This is a genomic window from Planobispora longispora (genome assembly GCF_016863135.1).
GTDB classification, from domain to species: Bacteria; Actinomycetota; Actinomycetes; order Streptosporangiales; family Streptosporangiaceae; genus Planobispora; species Planobispora longispora.
In genome coordinates, this window is the sequence record NZ_BOOH01000026.1 from 37,982 (window position 1) to 55,131 (window position 17,150).

The following is a 17,150-nucleotide window of genomic DNA, read 5'->3' on the forward strand; positions in this document are numbered from 1 at the left end:
TTTCTTGACATCGAGATATCTCCGGGGATATCAATTATCTTGATGTCAAGAGATATGTGGGACCCAGAGACCTACGGCCGTTACGCCGACGAGCGGTCGCGCCCGTTCTTCGATCTCACCGGCAGGATAGCCGCCGTGGACCCCGCCTACGTCGTCGACGCGGGCTGCGGCACCGGTGATCTCACCGCCGAGCTGGCCAGGCGCTGGCCCGGAGCCGAAGTGCACGGCTTCGACTCCTCGACCGCGATGATCGACAAGGCCCCGGCGGGGGAGCGCCTCTCCTTCTCCGTCGGCGACGTCATGGACTGGCGGCCCGACCGCCCGGTGGACGTGATCGTCTCCAACGCCGTCCTGCAGTGGGTGCCCGAGCACCGGGACCTGCTGTCCCGCTGGGTCGAGGCGCTCGCGCCCGGAGGGTGGCTCGCCTTCCAGGTGCCCGGCAACTTCGACGCCCCCAGCCACGTGATCCTGCGCGACCTGTGCCGGACCAAGTGGCTCGAATGGCTCGGAGACCTGGTCAGGAACGAACCCGTGGGAAGCCCGGCCGAATACCTGGAGCGGCTCGCCGCCCTCGGGTGCGCGGTGGACGCCTGGGAGACGACCTACCTGCACGTCCTGCCCGGGGAGAACGCCGTGCTCCACTGGGTCAGCGGCACCGCCCTGCGCCCGGTGATCGACCGCCTCCCCCCCGCCGAGCGCAACGAGTTCATCGCCGACTTCGCGGCCCAGCTGAACGAGGCTTACCCGCGCCGGCCGTACGGCACCGTCTTCCCCTTCCGGAGAATCTTCGTCGTGGCGCGCAAGCCCGGCCCTGGACGGGTAGGGGAGGATCAATAAATACTTCGAGGGCACAGTAGATACCAGGTAAATGGGGCCGGCCTGTGGCGATGGAGATCGAAGACAAGTTCGACGTCCCGGCGGACTACGAGATTCCCGACCTGACGGGTCTGCCGGGCTGCGACGACATAGTCGGCCCTCGATCCCACCAGCTCGTGGCGATCTACTTCGACACCCCCGACCTCAGGCTCGCCGCGCGCGGCATCACCCTGCGGCGGCGCAGGGGCGGCACCGATCCCGGCTGGCACCTGAAACTGCCCAAGACCAGAGGCGCCCGGCAGGAGATCACCCACCCGCTGACCCGGAGCATCAAGACGGTGCCGCCGGAGCTGGCCGACCTGGTCCTCGCCTTCACCCGGGGCGCCCCGCTCGTCCCCGTCGCCGAGCTCGACACCCGCCGCTCGGTCACCCTGCTGCGCAACGGCGCGGGCGTGACGCTCGTGGAGGTCGCCGACGACCGGGTCAAGGGCACCGTGCTCGGCGAGGAGCCGCACGTCGAGCGCTGGCGCGAGGTCGAGGCCGAGCTGGGCACGGGCGACGGGAAGCTGCTGGAGCGGGTCGGCAAGCGGCTCCGCAAGGCCGGGGCGAGCCCCGCCGGATCGTCCAGCAAGCTGGCCCGCCTGCTCGGCGCCGCCCGCGAGATCCCCGCGGTCCGGGTCGCCAAGACCGGGAAGGGGAGCGCCGGTGAGATCATCGTCGGTTATCTGTCCTCCCAGGTGGCGGCCCTGTTCTCCCAGGACCCCCGGGTACGGCGGGCCGAGCCGGACGCCGTGCACCAGATGCGCGTGGCCTGCCGCCGGATGCGCAGCGCGCTCAAGTCCTTCAGGAAGATCGCCGAGAACACCGAGCCCCTGCAGGAGGAGCTCAAGTGGCTGGGCGGGGTCCTCGGCGAGGCACGCGACCTGGAGGTCATCCGCGACCGGTTCTCCCACGCCCTCGACTCCCTGGACGGCGAGCTGATCGTGGGGCCGGTTCGCTCCCGGCTCGGCTCCGACCTGCTGGACGACGAGCAGGAGGCGTACGAGCGGATCAGACAGGCGCTCACCGGCGAACGGTACTTCGCCCTGCTCGACGCCCTCGACGACCTGGTCGCGGCCCCTCAGCTCACCAAGGCGGCCGCCAAGCCCGCCGCGACCCTCGAGGCCGTCGCCGCCAAGAGCTGGCGCCGGGTCACCCGCGCCTACGGCGCCGCCCAGGCCGTCGAGGACCCGGACAAGCGAGAGACCGCCATGCACGAGGTGCGCAAGGCCGCCAAACGCGCCCGCTACACCGCCGAGGTGCTCGGCATGTCCGAGCTGGCCGACCGGGCGGAGGCCGTGCAGGACGTGCTGGGCGCCCACCGGGACGGCCTGGTCGCCCAGGAGCGGCTCACCGCGGAGGCCGGGCGGGCGCGGCAGGCGGGGGAGGACACCTTCACCTACGGCGTCCTGACGGGCCTCGAACGGGCCCGGGCCGCGCGCGCCTCCAAGGAGTTCCCCGGCGTGTGGGAGAAGACCACCCAGGCGGTCGCCAAGCTCCTGTGACCGCCGCCGCACGACGGACGGCAGGATGTGGGTCGGGGCCGCGGGCGGTGTGACGGGCCTCTTCAGGACGTACGGTGAAACCGCGGGCGGTGTGACGGAGCCTGTCAGCCGGGCGTCGGGGCCGCGGGCGGTGCGAGGGGCCTCAGGTCGTGTAACGGTCCATCGCCACGACCCGGCCCCCGGCGCGGTGCAGGACCAGGAACGCGCCCTTGCGCAGGTGCGAGTCGGCGGGCCGGTCGACGATCCCGGAGATCAGCTCGGTGAGCACCTTGCCGTGGCTGCACAGCGCCGCCGGCCGGTCCGCGGACAGCGCCTCGGCGACCAGGCGGCGTGAGGCCCGGAGGTCGTAGTCGCGCTCCGAGAGCAGGGGCTCGTGGCGGATCTCCAGCCCGGCCCGCTCGGCGTACGGCTCCAGGGTCTGCACGCAGCGCCTGCTCGGCGAGCTGACCAGCTCCACCGGGCGGTAGCCGTACAGGGCGTCCGCGAGCACCCCGGCCTGGGCCGTGCCGGTCTCGTCCAGCGGGCGCAGGTCGTCGTCGCCCCGCCACTCCTGGCGCGAACCGGCCACGCCGTGCCGGACCAGCAGCAGCGGCGTGGTCGTCAGCGGGAGCGCGGTGAGCGCGCGGAGCAGACCGGCGTCCCACTCGTAGGTCAGCCGCCGCCGGGCCTCCTCCAGCGGCACCCAGGCCACCTCGTCGACCTCGTCCAGTCCGGTGTGCCGGCCGTCCGAGACCGCGCGGGCCAGCCAGTAGTCGACCCGCTTGAGCCGGCCGCCCTTCATGTAGTGGACCGGCGGGAGCAGCCGGCCCAGGACGACCGCGGCCCCCGTCTCCTCGGCCACCTCGCGCAGCGCGCCGCCGATCACGTGCTCGCCGGGCTTCAGCTTGCCCTTGGGGAAGGTCCAGTCGTCGTACTTGGGCCGGTGGACGAGGGCGACCTCCGGGGCCGACTCCTCGCCCCGCCACACCACCGCCCCGGCCGCGCGGATCACGTCGGTCGGGTGGACGTCGGGCTCAGTCATCGATGGTCCTCCATCGGCGGGTGCCGATCAGGTGGCTCTGCAGGTCGTCGCCGGTGTGCCGGGTCCAGGAACCGTCCGCGTTGAGCCACCACGTCGCCGTGGTGTCCGCCATCGCCCGGTCGAGGAGATCGCCCAGGTAGGACCGTTGCTGCTGGCTGACGACCTTGACCAGCGCCTCCACCCGGCGGTCCAGGTTGCGCCGCATCAGGTCGGCGCTGCCGATCCAGATCTCCGGACGGCGGCCCTGGCCGAACTCGTAGATCCGCGAGTGCTCCAGGAACCGGCCCAGCACGCTTCTGACCCGGATGTTGTCCGACAGTCCGGGGATACCCGGCCGCAGCGTGCACACTCCTCGAACCCACAGGTCCACCGGGACGCCCGCCTGCGACGCCCGGTAGAGGGCGTCGATGATCGGCTCGTCCACCAGGGAGTTCGTCTTCATCCGGATCCTGGCCGGACGGCCCGCCAGCGCGTGGGAGATCTCCCGCTCGACCCTGGCCAGCAGCCCGCCCCGGAGCGAGTGCGGGGCGACCAGCAGCCGCCGGTAGGCCGAGTGGTTGGAGTATCCCGTCAGGTGGATGAACAGGTCCGTGACGTCCTCGCCGACGAGCGGGTCGGCGGTCAGCAACCCCAGGTCCTCGTACATCCGGGCGGTCTTGGGGTTGTAGTTGCCGGTGCCGATGTGGCAGTAGCTGCGCAGCTCCCCGGAGGACTCCTGGCGGACGACCAGGGCCAGCTTGCAGTGGGTCTTCAGGCCCACCACGCCGTAGACCACGTGGCACCCGGCCCGCTCCAGCTTGCGCGCCCAGCTGATGTTGGCGTGCTCGTCGAACCGCGCCTTGATCTCCACCACCACGACGACCTGCTTGCCCGCCTCGGCCGCGTCGATCAGCGCGTCCACGATCGGGGAGTCGCCGCTGGTCCGGTAGAGCGTCTGCTTGATCGCCAGCACGTTCGGGTCGGCGGCGGCCTGCTCGATGAAGCGCTGCACGCTCGTGGCGAACGAGTCGTACGGATGGTGCAGCAGCACGTCCCGCTCGCGGAGCACCGCGAAGATGTCGTCCTCGACGTGGACGACCTCCGCGGGCACGAACGGGCGGAAGCTCAGCTCCCCCCGGTCCAGGTCGGCGATCGTGTGCAGCCCGGTGAGGTCGAGCGGGCCGGGCAGCCGGTAGATCTCGTGCTCGGCCACGCCGAGCTCCTCCACCAGCAGCTCCAGCACGCCCGGCGTGATGCTGTCCTCCACCTCCAGCCGGACCGGCGGGCCGAAGCGCCGCTTGAGCAGCTCCTTCTCCAGCGCCTGCATGAGGTTCTCGGTGACGTCCTCGTCCACCTCGAGATCCTCGTTCCGGGTGACCCGGAAGACATGGTGCTCGACGATCTCCATGCCCTTGAAGAGCTGGCCCAGGTGGGCCGCGATCACGTCTTCGAGCGGGACGAACCGGTCCCTGGACACCGCGACGAAGCGGGGCAGCCGGCCCGGCACCTTCACCCGGGCGAACACCGTGTGCCCGGTCGAGGGGTTCCGGACCGTCACGGCGAGGTTGAGGGAGAGACCCGAAATGTAGGGGAACGGGTGGGCGGGATCGACGGCCAGCGGCGTCAGCACCGGCCGGATCCGCTCCCGGAACAGCTTGCGCATCTCGGTGCGCTCGTCGCGGCTCAGATCGTCCCAGCGGACGATCACGATGCCCTCGGCGGCGAGCTGCGGAGAGACCCGCTCGTGGAAGCAGGTCGCGTGCCGCTGCGCCAGCTCGTCGGCGATGGCGGCGATCCTGGCCAGCTCCTCGCGGGGCTTCATCCCGCTCTTGGTGCGCAGCAGCAGGCCGGTGGCCATCCGTCGTTTCAGCCCGGCCACCCGTACCCGGAAGAACTCGTCCAGGTTGCTGGCGAAGATCGCCAGAAAGCGGACCCGCTCCAGCAACGGCAGGGACGGGTCCTCCGCCAGCTCCAGGACACGCTGGTTGAACTGGAGCCAGCTCTCTTCCCGGTTGAGGAAGCGCTCCTGTGGGAGAGGTGGCCCTTCTGGGGCAGGATGCACGGGTTCGACGGACATATGACCACAATGCCCGCTTTTGTTGAACGGGACGTTAATTTCGGCTCAACGGCTGCTGTTGCTTGCCCGCTCAGCCTCCCTGGCCTCGCGGATCCGGGCCCGCTCCAGCTCGCGCTGCTCGCGCTCGCGGGCCTTCTCGGCCTCGCGAAGCTCCCGCTCGCGCGCCCTCTCCTGCTCACGCGCCAGTTTCTCGGCCTCGCGCTGCTCGCGCTCGCGGATCTTCTCCTGCTCCTTCAGCTCGCGCAGCCGCGCCTTCTCGGCCTCGCGCGCCAGTTTCTCGGCCTCACGCAGCTCGCGCTCGCGGATCTTCTCCCGCTCCTTCAGCTCGCGCTCGCGGGCCTTCTCGGCCTCGCGCAGCTCGCGCTCCCTGGCGCGCTCGCGCTCGCGCAGCTCCTTCTCGGTCGGGCGCGGCAGGAGCGGCGCCCGCCGCTCCTCGATCAGCCGGGAGCCGGAGGTCAGGCGGGGCTGCGGGTTCAGGCCCGTCAGCCCGTTCCACGCGAGGTTGACCAGGTGCGCGGCCACCTCCTCGCGCGAGGGCCGCCGCACGTCCAGCCACCACTGGCCGGTCAGCGCCACCATGCCGACCAGCATCTGGGCGTACATCGGCGCCAGCTTCGGGTCGTAGCCGCGCCCGGCGAACTCGTCGACCATGACATCCTCGACCTGGCTGGCGATGTCGTTGATCAGGCTGGCGAACGTGCCCGTGCCCGACGCCGCGTGGGAGTCGCGGACCAGGATCCGGAAGCCCTCGCTGTTCTCCTCCACGTAGGCCAGCAGCGCCAGCGCGGCCCGCTCCAGCTTCACCAGCGCGTGCGAGGCCGACAGGGCCTCGGTGACCATGCCGAGCAGCTTCTGCATCTCGCGGTCGACGACGACGGCGTAGACGCCCTCCTTGCCGCCGAAGTGCTCGTAGACCACCGGCTTGGAGACGTTGGCGGTCGCCGCTATCTCCTCGACCGAGGTGCCGTCGAACCCCTTCTCCGCGAACAGGGTCCGGCTGATCTGGATCAGCTGCTCCCGGCGCTCCTTGCCGGTCATCCTTCGTCGGGGTTCGCTCACAGTTCCCATAATGACGTTCCCGGCCGACGAAACGGGACGCCCGCCGGATCGGACCGCCGGAGCGGGCCGACTGGCGGGCGTCGCCGCGCGGATCGCGACGGCGGTGGAGGGACGGCCGGTGTGTCCGGGAGGGCCAGGCGGACCGGCGTGCCCGGATAGCCTGGCGTGCCCAGACGGCTCGGTATGGTCAGGAGGCAATGCGCTTCGCCGCCAGCCGCTCGGGGGTGGGCCAGCGGACGTCGTGGGCCCAGCCGAACCTCTCGAACCAGCGGATCATGCCGGCGCTGAGGTCGATCTGCCCCTTCAGCGCGCCGTGGCGGGCGCACGTCGGGTCGGAGTGGTGCAGGTTGTGCCAGGACTCGCCGAAGGACGGGATGGCCAGCCACCACACGTTCCGCGACTTGTCGCGCGACTCGAAGGCCTCCTCGCCGAAGACGTGGCAGATGGAGTTGATCGACCAGGTCACGTGGTGGAGCAGGCCGATGCGGACCAGCGTGCCCCAGAAGAAACCGGTCGCCGCGCCCTGCCACGACCAGGTCAGCAGGCCGCCCAGCACCGCCGGGGCCGTCATCGAGAAGATCGCCAGCGCCGGGAACCACTTGTGCAGCTTGATGATGTCCGGGTCCTTGACCAGGTCGGGGGCGTACTTCTCGCGGTTGGCGCGAGTGGACTCGAACAGCCAGCCCATGTGCGCCCAGAGCAGGCCCTTGGCCAGCGACCAGAAGCCGGGGCCGAACCGCCACGGCGAGTGCGGGTCGCCGTCCTTGTCGGAGAACTTGTGGTGCTTGCGGTGGGTGGCCACCCAGTCCAGCACCGACATCTCCAGCGAGAGGCTGCCCGCGATGCCCAGCGCGAGCTTCAGCGGGCGCTTGGCCTTGAAGGAGCCGTGCGTGAAGTAGCGGTGGAACCCGACGGTGACGCCCAGCCCGGACACCAGGTAGAAGACGCCGGCGATCACGACGTCGGTCCAGCCCAGTAGTCCCCACCCCCAGGCGATGGGGACGGCGGCGGCCAGGGCGACCAGCGGCGCCCCCACGACCACGCCGAAGGTGATGAGCTCGGGTGTGGTCTTCAGCTCCGGGTCGATGTCCGGCTTGGGCCCTGGGGTGGGACGGTCCGTGGTGACTGTCATGCGCTACCTCGCGGTTGGAGAAGGATGGACCTTTTGTCCGGCTACGCAACCGTAACCTACGCTAGAGTAAGTTAGGAGTGGCCAAGAACCAACACGACTTCGCTGGGAATTTCCTGGCACGGGCGAACCTTGCTTCCAGCTCTTCTGACCTGGTAAGGAACGAGCCCTGTACGTCTGCCCCGCCGGACGGTCGCTAATCCACCGTTCCGGGACGGGTGGTGGCCGCGAAGTGTCCGCGCCGACGGCGCGAGGGGCGGGCGGCGGGGACGGCCGGACGGCGGAGCCGGCGGCTGATGGCCGGACGGCGGAGCCGGCGGCTGATCCATAAAGGGGCGAGTCGCCTGGCTTATCGGTAAGGTGGGGACGGAGCGGTTCTGTCAGGTCGTGACCTGTGAGAACCGTCCGGGCGATCCGGCATTGGGTAATTGGCAGCCCCCAAGGTTTTGGTCCTTGTTGTCCAGGTTCGAGTCCTGGTGCCGGAGCTGTGATTTTTGTCCTCTTTGTAGGGCGGCAGGTTGGCTGGGTGGATCCCGGCCCGGCAGGTATCCTCACGTTGTCGAGTGGGTGACGGTGCGGTGCCCGGGAGGTAGCCGTACGTCATCCCGCTTCGCCATGTCTCAATCGCGATGCCGAGGGAGCCTCGTCCGTGAGTGTGCCGCGCCCGGCCGCCGTCATCGTCCTCGCCGCAGGCGAGGGCACCCGGATGAAATCGAAAACACCCAAAATCCTGCACGAGCTGTGCGGTCGCACCCTGGTGGACCACATGCTCACCGCCGCTCGAGGTCTCGAACCCGAGCGGCTCATTGTTGTCATCGGCCACGGGCGGGAGCGGGTCGGCGCGCATCTGGCGCTCACCAGTCCCGACGCGCAGACCGTGGTCCAGGCCGAACAGCGGGGCACGGGGCACGCGGTCCGGACCGTCCTGGAGGAGGTCGGGGCCGTCGAGGGCACGGTGCTGGTGACGTACGGCGACACGCCGCTGCTGCGCACGAGCACTCTCGCCGGGCTGCTGGAGCGGCACGCCGGGGAGGGCAACGCCGTCACGGTCCTCACCGCGGAGGTCCCGGACCCGCACGGGTACGGGCGGATCGTCCGCGACGGGACCGGGGCCGTGCTGGAGATCGTCGAGGAGAAGGACGCCACCGCGGAGCAGCGGGCGATCCGGGAGATGAACTCGGGCGTCTACGCCTTCGACGGCGCGCTGCTGGCCGACGCGGTCAAGCGGGTCTCCACCGCCAACGTCCAGGGGGAGGAGTACCTCACCGACGTCCTGTCGATCCTGCGCCGGGACGGTCACCGGGTCGGCGCGTACGTCGCGGCCGACCACGTCGAGGTCGAGGGCGTCAACGACCGGGTCCAGCTGGCGTTCGCGCGCAAGGTGCTCAACTCCCGGCTGCTGGAGGCGCACATGCGGGCGGGCGTGACGGTGGTGGACCCGGACAGCACGTGGGTGGACGCGGACGTCGTCCTGGAGCAGGACGTCCTGCTGCACCCGGGCACGCAGCTGCACGGCCGCACGTCGGTGGGCGAGGGGGCCGAGATCGGGCCGGCGACCACGCTGACGGACACGGTGGTCGGCGAGGGCGCGGTGGTGCGCAACGCCGTCTGCGTGGAGGCGGAGATCGGGCCGGAGGCCATGGTGGGGCCGTACGCCTACCTGCGCCCGGGCACCGTGCTGGCCCGCAAGGCGAAGGCCGGGACGTACGTCGAGATGAAGAACGCCCGGGTGGGCGAGGGCTCGAAGGTTCCGCACCTGACCTATGTGGGCGACGCCACCCTCGGGGCAGGGGTGAACATCGGGGCCTCGTCGGTGTTCGTCAACTACGACGGCGTCAGCAAGCACCACACGACGGTGGGGGACCACGCGTTCGTGGGGTGCGACACCATGCTCGTCGCGCCGGTGGACATCGGCGACGGCGCTTACACCGCCGCGGGCTCGGTCATCGCCAGCGACGTCCCTCCGGGGGCGATGGGGGTGGCCCGGGCGCGGCAGCGCAACATCGAAGGGTGGACGGCGCGCAAGCGGCCGGGCACCAGATCGGCGGAGGCGGCGCAGCGCGCGGCCGAGGCCGGAGATCAGCAGGGGAGCACCTCCACATGAGCAGCATCAAGCAGACCGGCGAGAAGAAGATGATGTTCTTCTCCGGGCGCTCGCATCCGGCGCTGGCGGAGGAGGTGGCCAGCCATCTGGGAGTGGAGCTCACGCCGACGACGTTGCGCGACTTCGCCAACGGTGAGATCTACGCCCGCTACCAGGAGTCGGTGCGGGGCAGCGACGCGTTCGTCATCCAGAGCCACACCGAGCCCATCAACAAGTGGATCATGGAGCAGCTGATCATGGTGGACGCGCTCAAGCGCGCCTCCGCCAAGCGGATCACCGTGGTCATGCCGTTCTTCGGTTACGCCCGCCAGGACAAGAAGGGCCGGGGCCGCGAGCCCATCACGGCCCGCCTGATGGCGGACCTGTTCAAGACGGCGGGCGCCGACCGGCTGATGTCGATCGACCTGCACACCTCGCAGATCCAGGGGTTCTTCGACGGCCCGGTGGACCACCTGTTCGCGATGCCGGTGCTGGTCAACTACATGAAGGACAAGATCGACCTGGCCAACACCACGGTCGTCTCGCCGGACACCGGCCGGGTGCGGCTCTCGGAGCGCTGGGCCGACACGCTGGGCACGCCGCTGGCCTTCATCCACAAGCGCCGTGACCTGGACGTGGCCAACCAGGTGAAGGTGAACGAGGTCGTCGGCAAGGTGCGGGGCCGCACCTGCGTGCTGATCGACGACATGATCGACACGGCGGGCACGATCTGCAAGGCCGCCGACGCGCTGTACGAGCAGGGCGCGACCGACGTGATCGTGGCCGCCACGCACGCGGTGTTCTCCGATCCGGCGGTGGACCGCCTGAAGAACTCGCAGGTGTCGGAGGTCATCGTCACCAACACGCTGCCGCTGCCGGAGGAGAAGAAGTTCGACAAGCTGACCGTGCTGTCGATCGCTCCGGTGATCGCGCGTGCGATCACCGAGGTGTTCAGCGACGGCTCGGTGACGAGCATGTTCGAGGGCGACTGCTGAGAGACCCTTGAGAGACCGGCCCGGGGACCAGCGGTCCCCGGGCCGGTCCTGTGTCCGGGGGCGCGCCGGACCGGCCGGGCCGGCTGGGCCGGGACCCGGCGGCGGGCCCGGCGGGGCCGAGCGCTGCCGCGGGCAGGATAGGCTGTAAAGGTTGCGCGCGCTCGTAACGCCTTCCGCTAGGGCGGGTGAGGGGGAGCGCGCCTCTCCGTCATCGACGATCCCTAGGAGATCCGCCGTGTCCGAGGTAGTCATCAAGGCCGAGCAGCGCAGCGTGTTCGGCAAGGGCGCCGCCCGCAAGATCCGTCGCGAGCACAAGGTGCCCGTCGTCCTGTACGGCCACGGCACGGACCCGCAGCACCTGACCCTGCCGGGCCACGAGCTGCTGCTCGCCCTGCGCACGCCGAACGTCCTGATCCGCCTCGAGGGCGCGGTGAGCGAGCTCGCGCTGCCCAAGGGCGTCCAGCGCGACCCGCTCAAGGGCTTCCTGGAGCACGTCGACCTGCTGCTCGTCAAGCGCGGCGAGAAGGTCACCGTGGACATCCCGGTCACCGTCGTGGGCGAGGTGGCCGACGGCATCCTCGACCAGCAGATGGTCGCCGTCTCGGTCGAGGCCGAGGCGACCCACATCCCCGAGGGCGTCGAGGTCAGCGTCGAGGGCCTGGAGGTGGGCACGCAGATCACCGCGGGCGACCTGAAGCTGCCCAAGGGCGCGACGCTCGTCGCCGACGCGGAGGCGATGGTGCTGGTGATCTCCGCCGCGCCGACCGCCGAGGCCGTCGAGGGCGAGACCGCCGCCGAGGCTCCGGCCGAGGGCGAGACCGCCGAGGCTCCGGCCGAGGGTGAGGCCGCCGAGGCCGCCGAGTAACGGCGTTCTCTGCTACACCTGTCAGGGCAGTCCGGGACCGGGCTGCCCTGACGCGCGTGTGAGGCCGGGCATGGGTTCGTTGTGGACGTGGATACGGCATGGACGCCATGGAGACGAAGGGACGCCGACCGTGGACCGCTGGCTGGTGGTGGGTCTGGGGAACCCCGGGCCGGAGTACGCCGGGAACCGGCACAACGTGGGGTTCATGGTGCTGGACGAGTTGGCCGCGCGGGCGGGTGAGCGCTTCAAGGCGCACAAGTCGCGGGCCGAGGTGCTGACCGGCCGGGTGGCGGGCGCCCCCGCCGTGCTGGTCAAGCCCCTGTCGTTCATGAACCTCTCGGGTGGCCCGGTCAAGGCCGTCGCCGACTTCTACAAGGTCGATCCGGCGCGTGTGATCGTCGTCCACGACGAACTGGACGTCCCGTACGGCGCGCTCCGGGCCAAGCTGGGCGGCGGCGACAACGGCCACAACGGCCTGAAGTCGATCACGAAGTCGCTGGGGACCAGGGACTACCTGCGGCTGCGGTTCGGCATCGGCCGCCCGCCCGGCCGGATGGACGCCGCCTCCTTCGTCCTGAAGGACTTCGCCACCGCCGAGCGCAAGGATCTGGGCTTCCTCGTCGACCGGGCCGCCGACGTGGTGGAGTCTCTGGTGAAGGCGGGCCTGGAGCCGACGCAGAACACCTTCCACGCCGCCGACCTGAAGCCGTCCGGGCCGCCCCGGTAGGGCCGCCGGGCCGGGGCCGTTCCCCCGGCCGATCGGGTATCCGTTTTCCCGGCGAACCGGGCATGAGGTCCAACTTCCATAGACGTAGACGTTTCGGTCTTCAACCTCCGGGGCTTTCCTCCCGTCGATACCATCCCATTGCATTCCGTAGATGGTTGATTACACGGAGGAAACCGAGTGCGTGACGTGACCGCCGTGCAGACGGCGCCGGGGCCGGCGCCCGCGGCCCGTCCGCGGGTGCCGGGCTGGGTGCGCGGGCACCGGGTGCGGGCCGTCGTCTCGGACGTGGGCTGCGCCTGTCTCGCCGGCGCCCTCGCGCTGTTCGTGCGCTTCGGCGAGGTCACGCCGTACGTCGCGCCCTATGTGGCGCTGAGCGCGGCGCTGCCCGTGGTGTGGGTGTGCGCGGTCGCGCTGAACCGGGCCTACGAGCCCCGGCTGATCGGGCTGGGCCCGGAGGAGTTCCAGCGGGTCATCCAGTGCGGGTTCATGCTCACCGCCGCCCTCGCCGTGGGCGCCTACGTGACCAAGACCGACGTGGCGCGGGGTTACGTCGTGCTGGCGGTCCCGCTGACCACCGTCCTGACCCTGCTCGCGCGCTACGGCCTGCGCCGGATGCTGCACCGGAGGCGGGCGCGCGGCGGGTGCATGCGGCGGGTCGTCGCGGTGGGGCACCGTACGGCGGTCGCCGAGCTGGTCGACCGGTTCCGCCGCGAGCCGTACCACGGGATGAAGGTCGTGGGGGCCTGCACGCCGTACACCGGAAGAGACGAGGTGGCGGGGGTCCCGGTCCTGGGCGGTTTCGCCGACGTGCCGCTCGCGGTGGGACAGGCGGAGGCCGACACCGTGGCGGTGCTGGCCTGCCCGGAGATGGACGGGCTGGCGCTGCGCCGGCTGGCCTGGCGGCTGGAGAAGACGCACACCGATCTCGTGGTCGCCCCGGCGCTGATGGAGGTGGCCGGGCCGCGGACCACGATCCGCCCGGTGGCGGGCCTGCCGCTGCTGCACGTGGAGCACCCGGAGCTGGTCGGCGTGCGCCAGGTGGTCAAGAACCTGTTCGACCGGCTCGTCGCCGGGGTGCTGCTGGTCGCGCTGCTCCCGCTGCTGCTGGGGCTGGCGCTGGCGGTCCGGGCGTCGAGCCCGGGCCCGGTGCTGTTCCGGCAGACGCGGGTGGGGCGGGACGGCGAGGAGTTCACGATCTACAAGTTCCGGACGATGGCGGTGGACGCCGAGGGGCGGAAGATCGGGCTGGTGAGCGACGGCGGGGGCGTGCTGTTCAAGATCCGGGACGACCCGCGGGTGACCGCGCTGGGCGCGCGGATGCGCCGTCACTCCCTGGACGAGCTGCCGCAGCTGATCAACGTGCTGTTCGGCCACATGTCGCTGGTGGGCCCCCGGCCGCCGCTGCCGGAGGAGGTCGCCCGGTACGGCGACGACGTCCGGCGCAGGCTGGTGGTCAAGCCGGGGATGACGGGGCTGTGGCAGGTGAGCGGGAGGTCCGATCTGAGCTGGGAGGAATCGGTCCGGCTCGACCTGCGTTACGTGGAGAACTGGTCCCTCACTTTGGATCTTCAGATCCTGTGGAAGACTTGGTCGGCTGTCGCGCGAGGAGCTGGAGCGTACTGATGACGATTCGCGACGATCATGAGCTGGCCAGGGATCTGGCGGAGGACGCGGGCGAGAGGCTCCTGGCCCTCCGGGAGAAGGAGGGCTTCGGCGACCCGTCCGCGCTGCGCAAGGAGGGCGACGCGGCCTCGCACCGGTTCCTGATGGAGGCGCTCACGCGACTGCGCCCGAGTGACAGTGTGCTGTCCGAGGAGGCGACCCAGCAGGAGCGGCTCGATCCCCGCCGGCTCAGGGCCGACCGGGTGTGGATCGTCGATCCGCTGGACGGCACGCGGGAGTTCGCCGAGGAGGGCCGCCAGGACTGGGCGGTCCACGTGGCGCTCTGGGAGCGCGGCGAGCTGGTCGCCGGGGCGGTGGCGCTGCCCGCCCAGGGCAGGACGCTGTTCACCGGGAATCCCCCGGCGCTGCCGCCGCTCCCGGCGGAGGCCAGGCCCCGGATCGCGGTCAGCCGGACGCGGCCTCCGGAGTTCGTGCGCAACCTCGCCGGTCTCGTCGGCGCCGACCTGGTGCCGATCGGGTCGGCGGGCGCCAAGATCTCCGCGGTGCTCACCGGAGAGGTCGAGGCCTACGTCCACGCCGGCGGTCAGTACGAATGGGACTCCGCCGCGCCGGTCGCCGTGGCGCTGGCCTCCGGAGCCCACGCGAGCAGGATCGACGGCTCATCCCTGACCTACAACCAGGGCAACCCCTCACTACCGGATATTCTGGTTTCCCTACCTGGACTGGCGTCAACTTTGCTCGCCGGCATCCGGGATCTGCACCGATAGAGGAAGACCCTCTCATCCCCGAGGAGAGTCAGATGCTCCAGCGCGACTACACCACGTCGCAGCTCGATGTCCTCGAAGCGGAGGCCATCCACATCATGCGTGAGGTGGCAGCCGAGTTCGAGCGTCCGTGTCTGCTCTTCTCCGGGGGCAAAGACTCCATCGTGATGCTCCGCATCGCGGAGAAGGCGTTCTGGCCCGCGCCGATCCCCTTCCCGCTGATGCACGTGGACACCGGGCACAACTTCCCCGAGGTCATCGAGTTCCGCGACCGCCGGGTCGAGGAGCTGGGCGCGCGCCTGGTCGTGGCCTCCGTCCAGGACTCCATCGACGCCGGGCGGGTGGTGGAGGAGACCGGCCGCCGGGCCTCCCGCAACCGCCTGCAGACCACCACGCTGCTGGACGCCATCGAGGAGAACGAGTTCGACGCCGTGTTCGGCGGCGCGCGGCGCGACGAGGAGAAGGCCCGCGCCAAGGAGCGGGTGTTCTCCTTCCGCGACGACTTCGGCCAGTGGGACCCGAAGAACCAGCGGCCCGAGCTGTGGAACCTGTACAACGCCAAGATCCGCAAGGGCGAGCACATCCGGGTCTTCCCGCTGTCCAACTGGACCGAGCTGGACATCTGGGACTACATCCGCCGCGAGGGCATCGAGATCCCGTCGATCTACTTCGCGCACAGCCGCGCGGTGTTCGAGCGCGATGGCATGCTGCTGGCCGACAACCCGTGGATCACCCGGGGCGACGACGAGCCGCTCTTCGAGGCCGTCGTGCGCTACCGCACGGTGGGCGACGCCACCTGCACCGGGGCGGTGCAGTCGAGCGCCGGGACGGTCGAGGAGATCATCGACGAGATCGCCGCCACCCGCATCACCGAGCGCGGCGCCACCCGCGCCGACGACCGCGCCTCCGAGGCCGCGATGGAAGACCGCAAGAGGGAAGGCTACTTCTGATGGACATTCTTCGCTTTGCCACCGCGGGAAGCGTCGACGACGGAAAGTCGACCCTGATCGGCCGGTTGCTCTTCGACTCCAAGGCGATCTTCGAGGACCAGCTGGAGGCGGTCGAGCGCACCTCCCGCGACCGCGGCACGGAGTACACCGACCTGTCGCTGCTCACCGACGGCCTGCGGGCCGAGCGGGAGCAGGGCATCACGATCGACGTGGCCTACCGCTACTTCGCCACCCCGCGGCGCAAGTTCATCATCGCCGACACCCCCGGGCACATCCAGTACACCCGGAACATGGTCACCGGCGCCTCCACCGCGGACCTGGCGATCATTCTGATCGACGCCCGCAAGGGCGTGCTGGAGCAGTCGCGGCGGCACGCGTTCCTGACGACCCTGCTGCGGGTGCCGCACCTGGTGCTGGCCGTCAACAAGATGGACCTCGTCGACTACTCCGAGGAGCGCTTCGAGGAGATCCGCGAGGAGTTCACCGCGTTCGCCTCCAAGCTGAACGCGCCCGACCTGACGTTCATCCCGATCTCGGCGCTGCTCGGCGACAACGTGGTGTCCCGCTCGCAGAACATGCCCTGGTACAACGGGTCGTCGCTCCTGCACCACCTGGAGAACGTGCACATCGCCTCCGACCGCAACCTCGTCGACGTGCGCTTCCCCGTCCAGTACGTCATCCGCCCCCAGCGGGCCACCGACCCGGCCCTGCACGACTACCGCGGTTACGCGGGCCAGGTCGCCGGGGGCGTGCTGAAGCCGGGGGACGAGGTCATGCACCTGCCGTCCGGCCTGAGCACCCGCATCGCCTCCATCGACACCTACGACGGCCCGGTGGAGGAGGCGTTCGCGCCGATGTCGGTCACCCTCCGGCTGGAGGACGACATCGACATCTCGCGCGGCGACATGATCTGCCGCCCGAACAACCAGCCGCACGCCGCCCAGGAGCTGGAGGCGATGGTCTGCTGGATGACCGACGCGAGCAAGCTGGGCCCGCGCACCAAGCTGACCATCAAGCACACCACCAGGACGGCGCGGGCGCTGGTGCGCGACCTGCACTACCGGCTGGACGTCAACACCCTGCACCGCGACGAGGCGGCGCAGTCGCTCGGCCTGAACGAGATCGGCCGGGTCTCCCTCCGGGTCACCCAGCCCCTGTTCGTGGACGACTACGCGAGGAACCGCCTCACCGGCGGCTTCATCCTGGTGGACGAGTCCACCAACAACACCGTCGGCGCCGGCATGATCGTCGACGCCCGGTAGACCGCCTCCCCGGTCTCCGCCGCCGTGGTCCCGTGAGCGGCCACGGCGGGCCGGACGGTCCGGAGAACACGCTCTGACGTGTGCTTTCGCGGCGCCTGTCACCGCTGTCCGCCGCTGCGCGGACGGCGGCGGCGGGCGCCGTCGCCGTACGGTTCCCGAGGCGCGACGACCATGATCATCTCGCCGGGGCCGTAGGTAGATTGTTTGACCGTTCACTGACTGGCGAGTTACTCTCCGCGCTAGGGTCGGCACGTTC

General features: G+C 70.5%; 14 protein-coding genes and 1 tRNA gene. 11 read left to right on the forward strand and 4 right to left on the reverse strand.

All coding sequences use genetic code 11. The features are described from left to right. The first annotated feature begins 54 nt into the window (after positions 1 to 54). Together Plo01_RS18030 and Plo01_RS18035 are read left to right on the forward strand one after the other, a co-directional pair. Complete coding sequence (locus Plo01_RS18030; protein ID WP_203891782.1) at positions 55 to 837, forward strand: trans-aconitate 2-methyltransferase; 783 nt, start codon at positions 55 to 57, stop codon at positions 835 to 837. A gap of 50 nt (positions 838 to 887) precedes the next feature. Next, entirely contained in the window at positions 888 to 2,360 is a 1,473-nt protein-coding gene (locus tag Plo01_RS18035) for a CYTH and CHAD domain-containing protein (RefSeq protein WP_239316575.1), read from the forward strand. Positions 2,361 to 2,502: 142 nt separating this feature from the next. Here Plo01_RS18035 and Plo01_RS18040 read toward each other — a convergent pair whose 3' ends face one another. The 4 genes from Plo01_RS18040 to Plo01_RS18055 all read right to left on the reverse strand — a co-directional run bounded on the left by Plo01_RS18040 (position 2,503) and on the right by Plo01_RS18055 (position 7,628). Next, complete coding sequence (locus tag Plo01_RS18040) at positions 2,503 to 3,381, reverse strand: NUDIX hydrolase (RefSeq protein WP_203891784.1); 879 nt, start codon at positions 3,379 to 3,381, stop codon at positions 2,503 to 2,505. Further along, entirely contained in the window at positions 3,374 to 5,437 is a 2,064-nt protein-coding gene (locus Plo01_RS18045) for an RNA degradosome polyphosphate kinase (RefSeq protein WP_203891785.1), read from the reverse strand. The genes Plo01_RS18040 and Plo01_RS18045 overlap by 8 nt, the downstream gene beginning before the upstream one ends. 45 nt (positions 5,438 to 5,482) lie before the next feature. Then, positions 5,483 to 6,496, reverse strand: coding sequence for a TetR family transcriptional regulator (locus Plo01_RS18050; protein ID WP_373871698.1), 1,014 nt, complete (start codon positions 6,494 to 6,496; stop codon positions 5,483 to 5,485). 187 nt (positions 6,497 to 6,683) lie between these two features. Continuing rightward, positions 6,684 to 7,628: an acyl-CoA desaturase gene (locus Plo01_RS18055; RefSeq protein ID WP_203891786.1), complete on the reverse strand. Its 945-nt coding sequence runs from the start codon at positions 7,626 to 7,628 to the stop codon at positions 6,684 to 6,686. 410 nt (positions 7,629 to 8,038) lie between these two features. Between Plo01_RS18055 and Plo01_RS18060 the strand changes: the two genes are divergently transcribed. The 9 genes from Plo01_RS18060 to cysN all read left to right on the forward strand — a co-directional run bounded on the left by Plo01_RS18060 (position 8,039) and on the right by cysN (position 16,894). Beyond that, positions 8,039 to 8,110 (forward strand) — tRNA-Gln (locus Plo01_RS18060). A gap of 164 nt (positions 8,111 to 8,274) precedes the next feature. Further along, entirely contained in the window at positions 8,275 to 9,729 is a 1,455-nt protein-coding gene (gene glmU, locus Plo01_RS18065; RefSeq protein ID WP_203891787.1) for a bifunctional UDP-N-acetylglucosamine diphosphorylase/glucosamine-1-phosphate N-acetyltransferase GlmU, read from the forward strand. Next, positions 9,726 to 10,703 carry a ribose-phosphate diphosphokinase gene (locus Plo01_RS18070; RefSeq protein WP_203891788.1) on the forward strand — a complete coding sequence of 326 codons (978 nt, stop codon included), beginning with the start codon at positions 9,726 to 9,728 and terminating at the stop codon, positions 10,701 to 10,703. Before glmU ends, Plo01_RS18070 begins: the two co-directional genes overlap by 4 nt. Positions 10,704 to 10,938: 235 nt before the next feature. Beyond that, entirely contained in the window at positions 10,939 to 11,568 is a 630-nt protein-coding gene (locus tag Plo01_RS18075; RefSeq protein WP_203891789.1) for a 50S ribosomal protein L25/general stress protein Ctc, read from the forward strand. A gap of 130 nt (positions 11,569 to 11,698) precedes the next feature. Beyond that, entirely contained in the window at positions 11,699 to 12,295 is a 597-nt protein-coding gene (pth, locus tag Plo01_RS18080) for an aminoacyl-tRNA hydrolase (RefSeq protein ID WP_239316579.1), read from the forward strand. A gap of 186 nt (positions 12,296 to 12,481) precedes the next feature. Next, positions 12,482 to 13,918 carry a sugar transferase gene (locus Plo01_RS18085; protein WP_203891810.1) on the forward strand — a complete coding sequence of 479 codons (1,437 nt, stop codon included), beginning with the start codon at positions 12,482 to 12,484 and terminating at the stop codon, positions 13,916 to 13,918. Further along, on the forward strand, positions 13,918 to 14,685 hold the full coding sequence (locus Plo01_RS18090; protein ID WP_203891791.1) for a 3'(2'),5'-bisphosphate nucleotidase CysQ: 768 nt from the start codon (positions 13,918 to 13,920) through the stop codon (positions 14,683 to 14,685). The genes Plo01_RS18085 and Plo01_RS18090 overlap by 1 nt, the downstream gene beginning before the upstream one ends. Before the next feature lie 32 nt (positions 14,686 to 14,717). Continuing rightward, on the forward strand, positions 14,718 to 15,632 hold the full coding sequence (cysD, locus tag Plo01_RS18095; protein WP_203891792.1) for a sulfate adenylyltransferase subunit CysD: 915 nt from the start codon (positions 14,718 to 14,720) through the stop codon (positions 15,630 to 15,632). Beyond that, positions 15,632 to 16,894 (forward strand): sulfate adenylyltransferase subunit CysN, encoded by a 1,263-nt coding sequence (gene cysN, locus Plo01_RS18100; RefSeq protein WP_203891793.1) that lies wholly within the window; start codon positions 15,632 to 15,634, stop codon positions 16,892 to 16,894. The genes cysD and cysN overlap by 1 nt, the downstream gene beginning before the upstream one ends. Positions 16,895 to 17,150: the final 256 nt, after the last annotated feature.

Bases quoted from the DNA above. Each gene is read 5' to 3' on its own strand.
- cysD (WP_203891792.1), top strand. From the start codon at position 14,718: ATGCTCCAGCGCGACTACACCACGTCGCAGCTCGATGTCCTCGAAGCG.
- cysN (WP_203891793.1), top strand. From the start codon at position 15,632: ATGGACATTCTTCGCTTTGCCACCGCGGGAAGCGTCGACGACGGAAAG.
- Plo01_RS18040 (WP_203891784.1), bottom strand. From the start codon at position 3,381: ATGACTGAGCCCGACGTCCACCCGACCGACGTGATCCGCGCGGCCGGG.
- Plo01_RS18035 (WP_239316575.1), top strand. From the start codon at position 888: ATGGAGATCGAAGACAAGTTCGACGTCCCGGCGGACTACGAGATTCCC.
- Plo01_RS18055 (WP_203891786.1), bottom strand. From the start codon at position 7,628: ATGACAGTCACCACGGACCGTCCCACCCCAGGGCCCAAGCCGGACATC.
- Plo01_RS18070 (WP_203891788.1), top strand. From the start codon at position 9,726: ATGAGCAGCATCAAGCAGACCGGCGAGAAGAAGATGATGTTCTTCTCC.
- Plo01_RS18030 (WP_203891782.1), top strand. From the start codon at position 55: ATGTGGGACCCAGAGACCTACGGCCGTTACGCCGACGAGCGGTCGCGC.
- Plo01_RS18090 (WP_203891791.1), top strand. From the start codon at position 13,918: ATGACGATTCGCGACGATCATGAGCTGGCCAGGGATCTGGCGGAGGAC.
- Plo01_RS18045 (WP_203891785.1), bottom strand. From the start codon at position 5,437: ATGTCCGTCGAACCCGTGCATCCTGCCCCAGAAGGGCCACCTCTCCCA.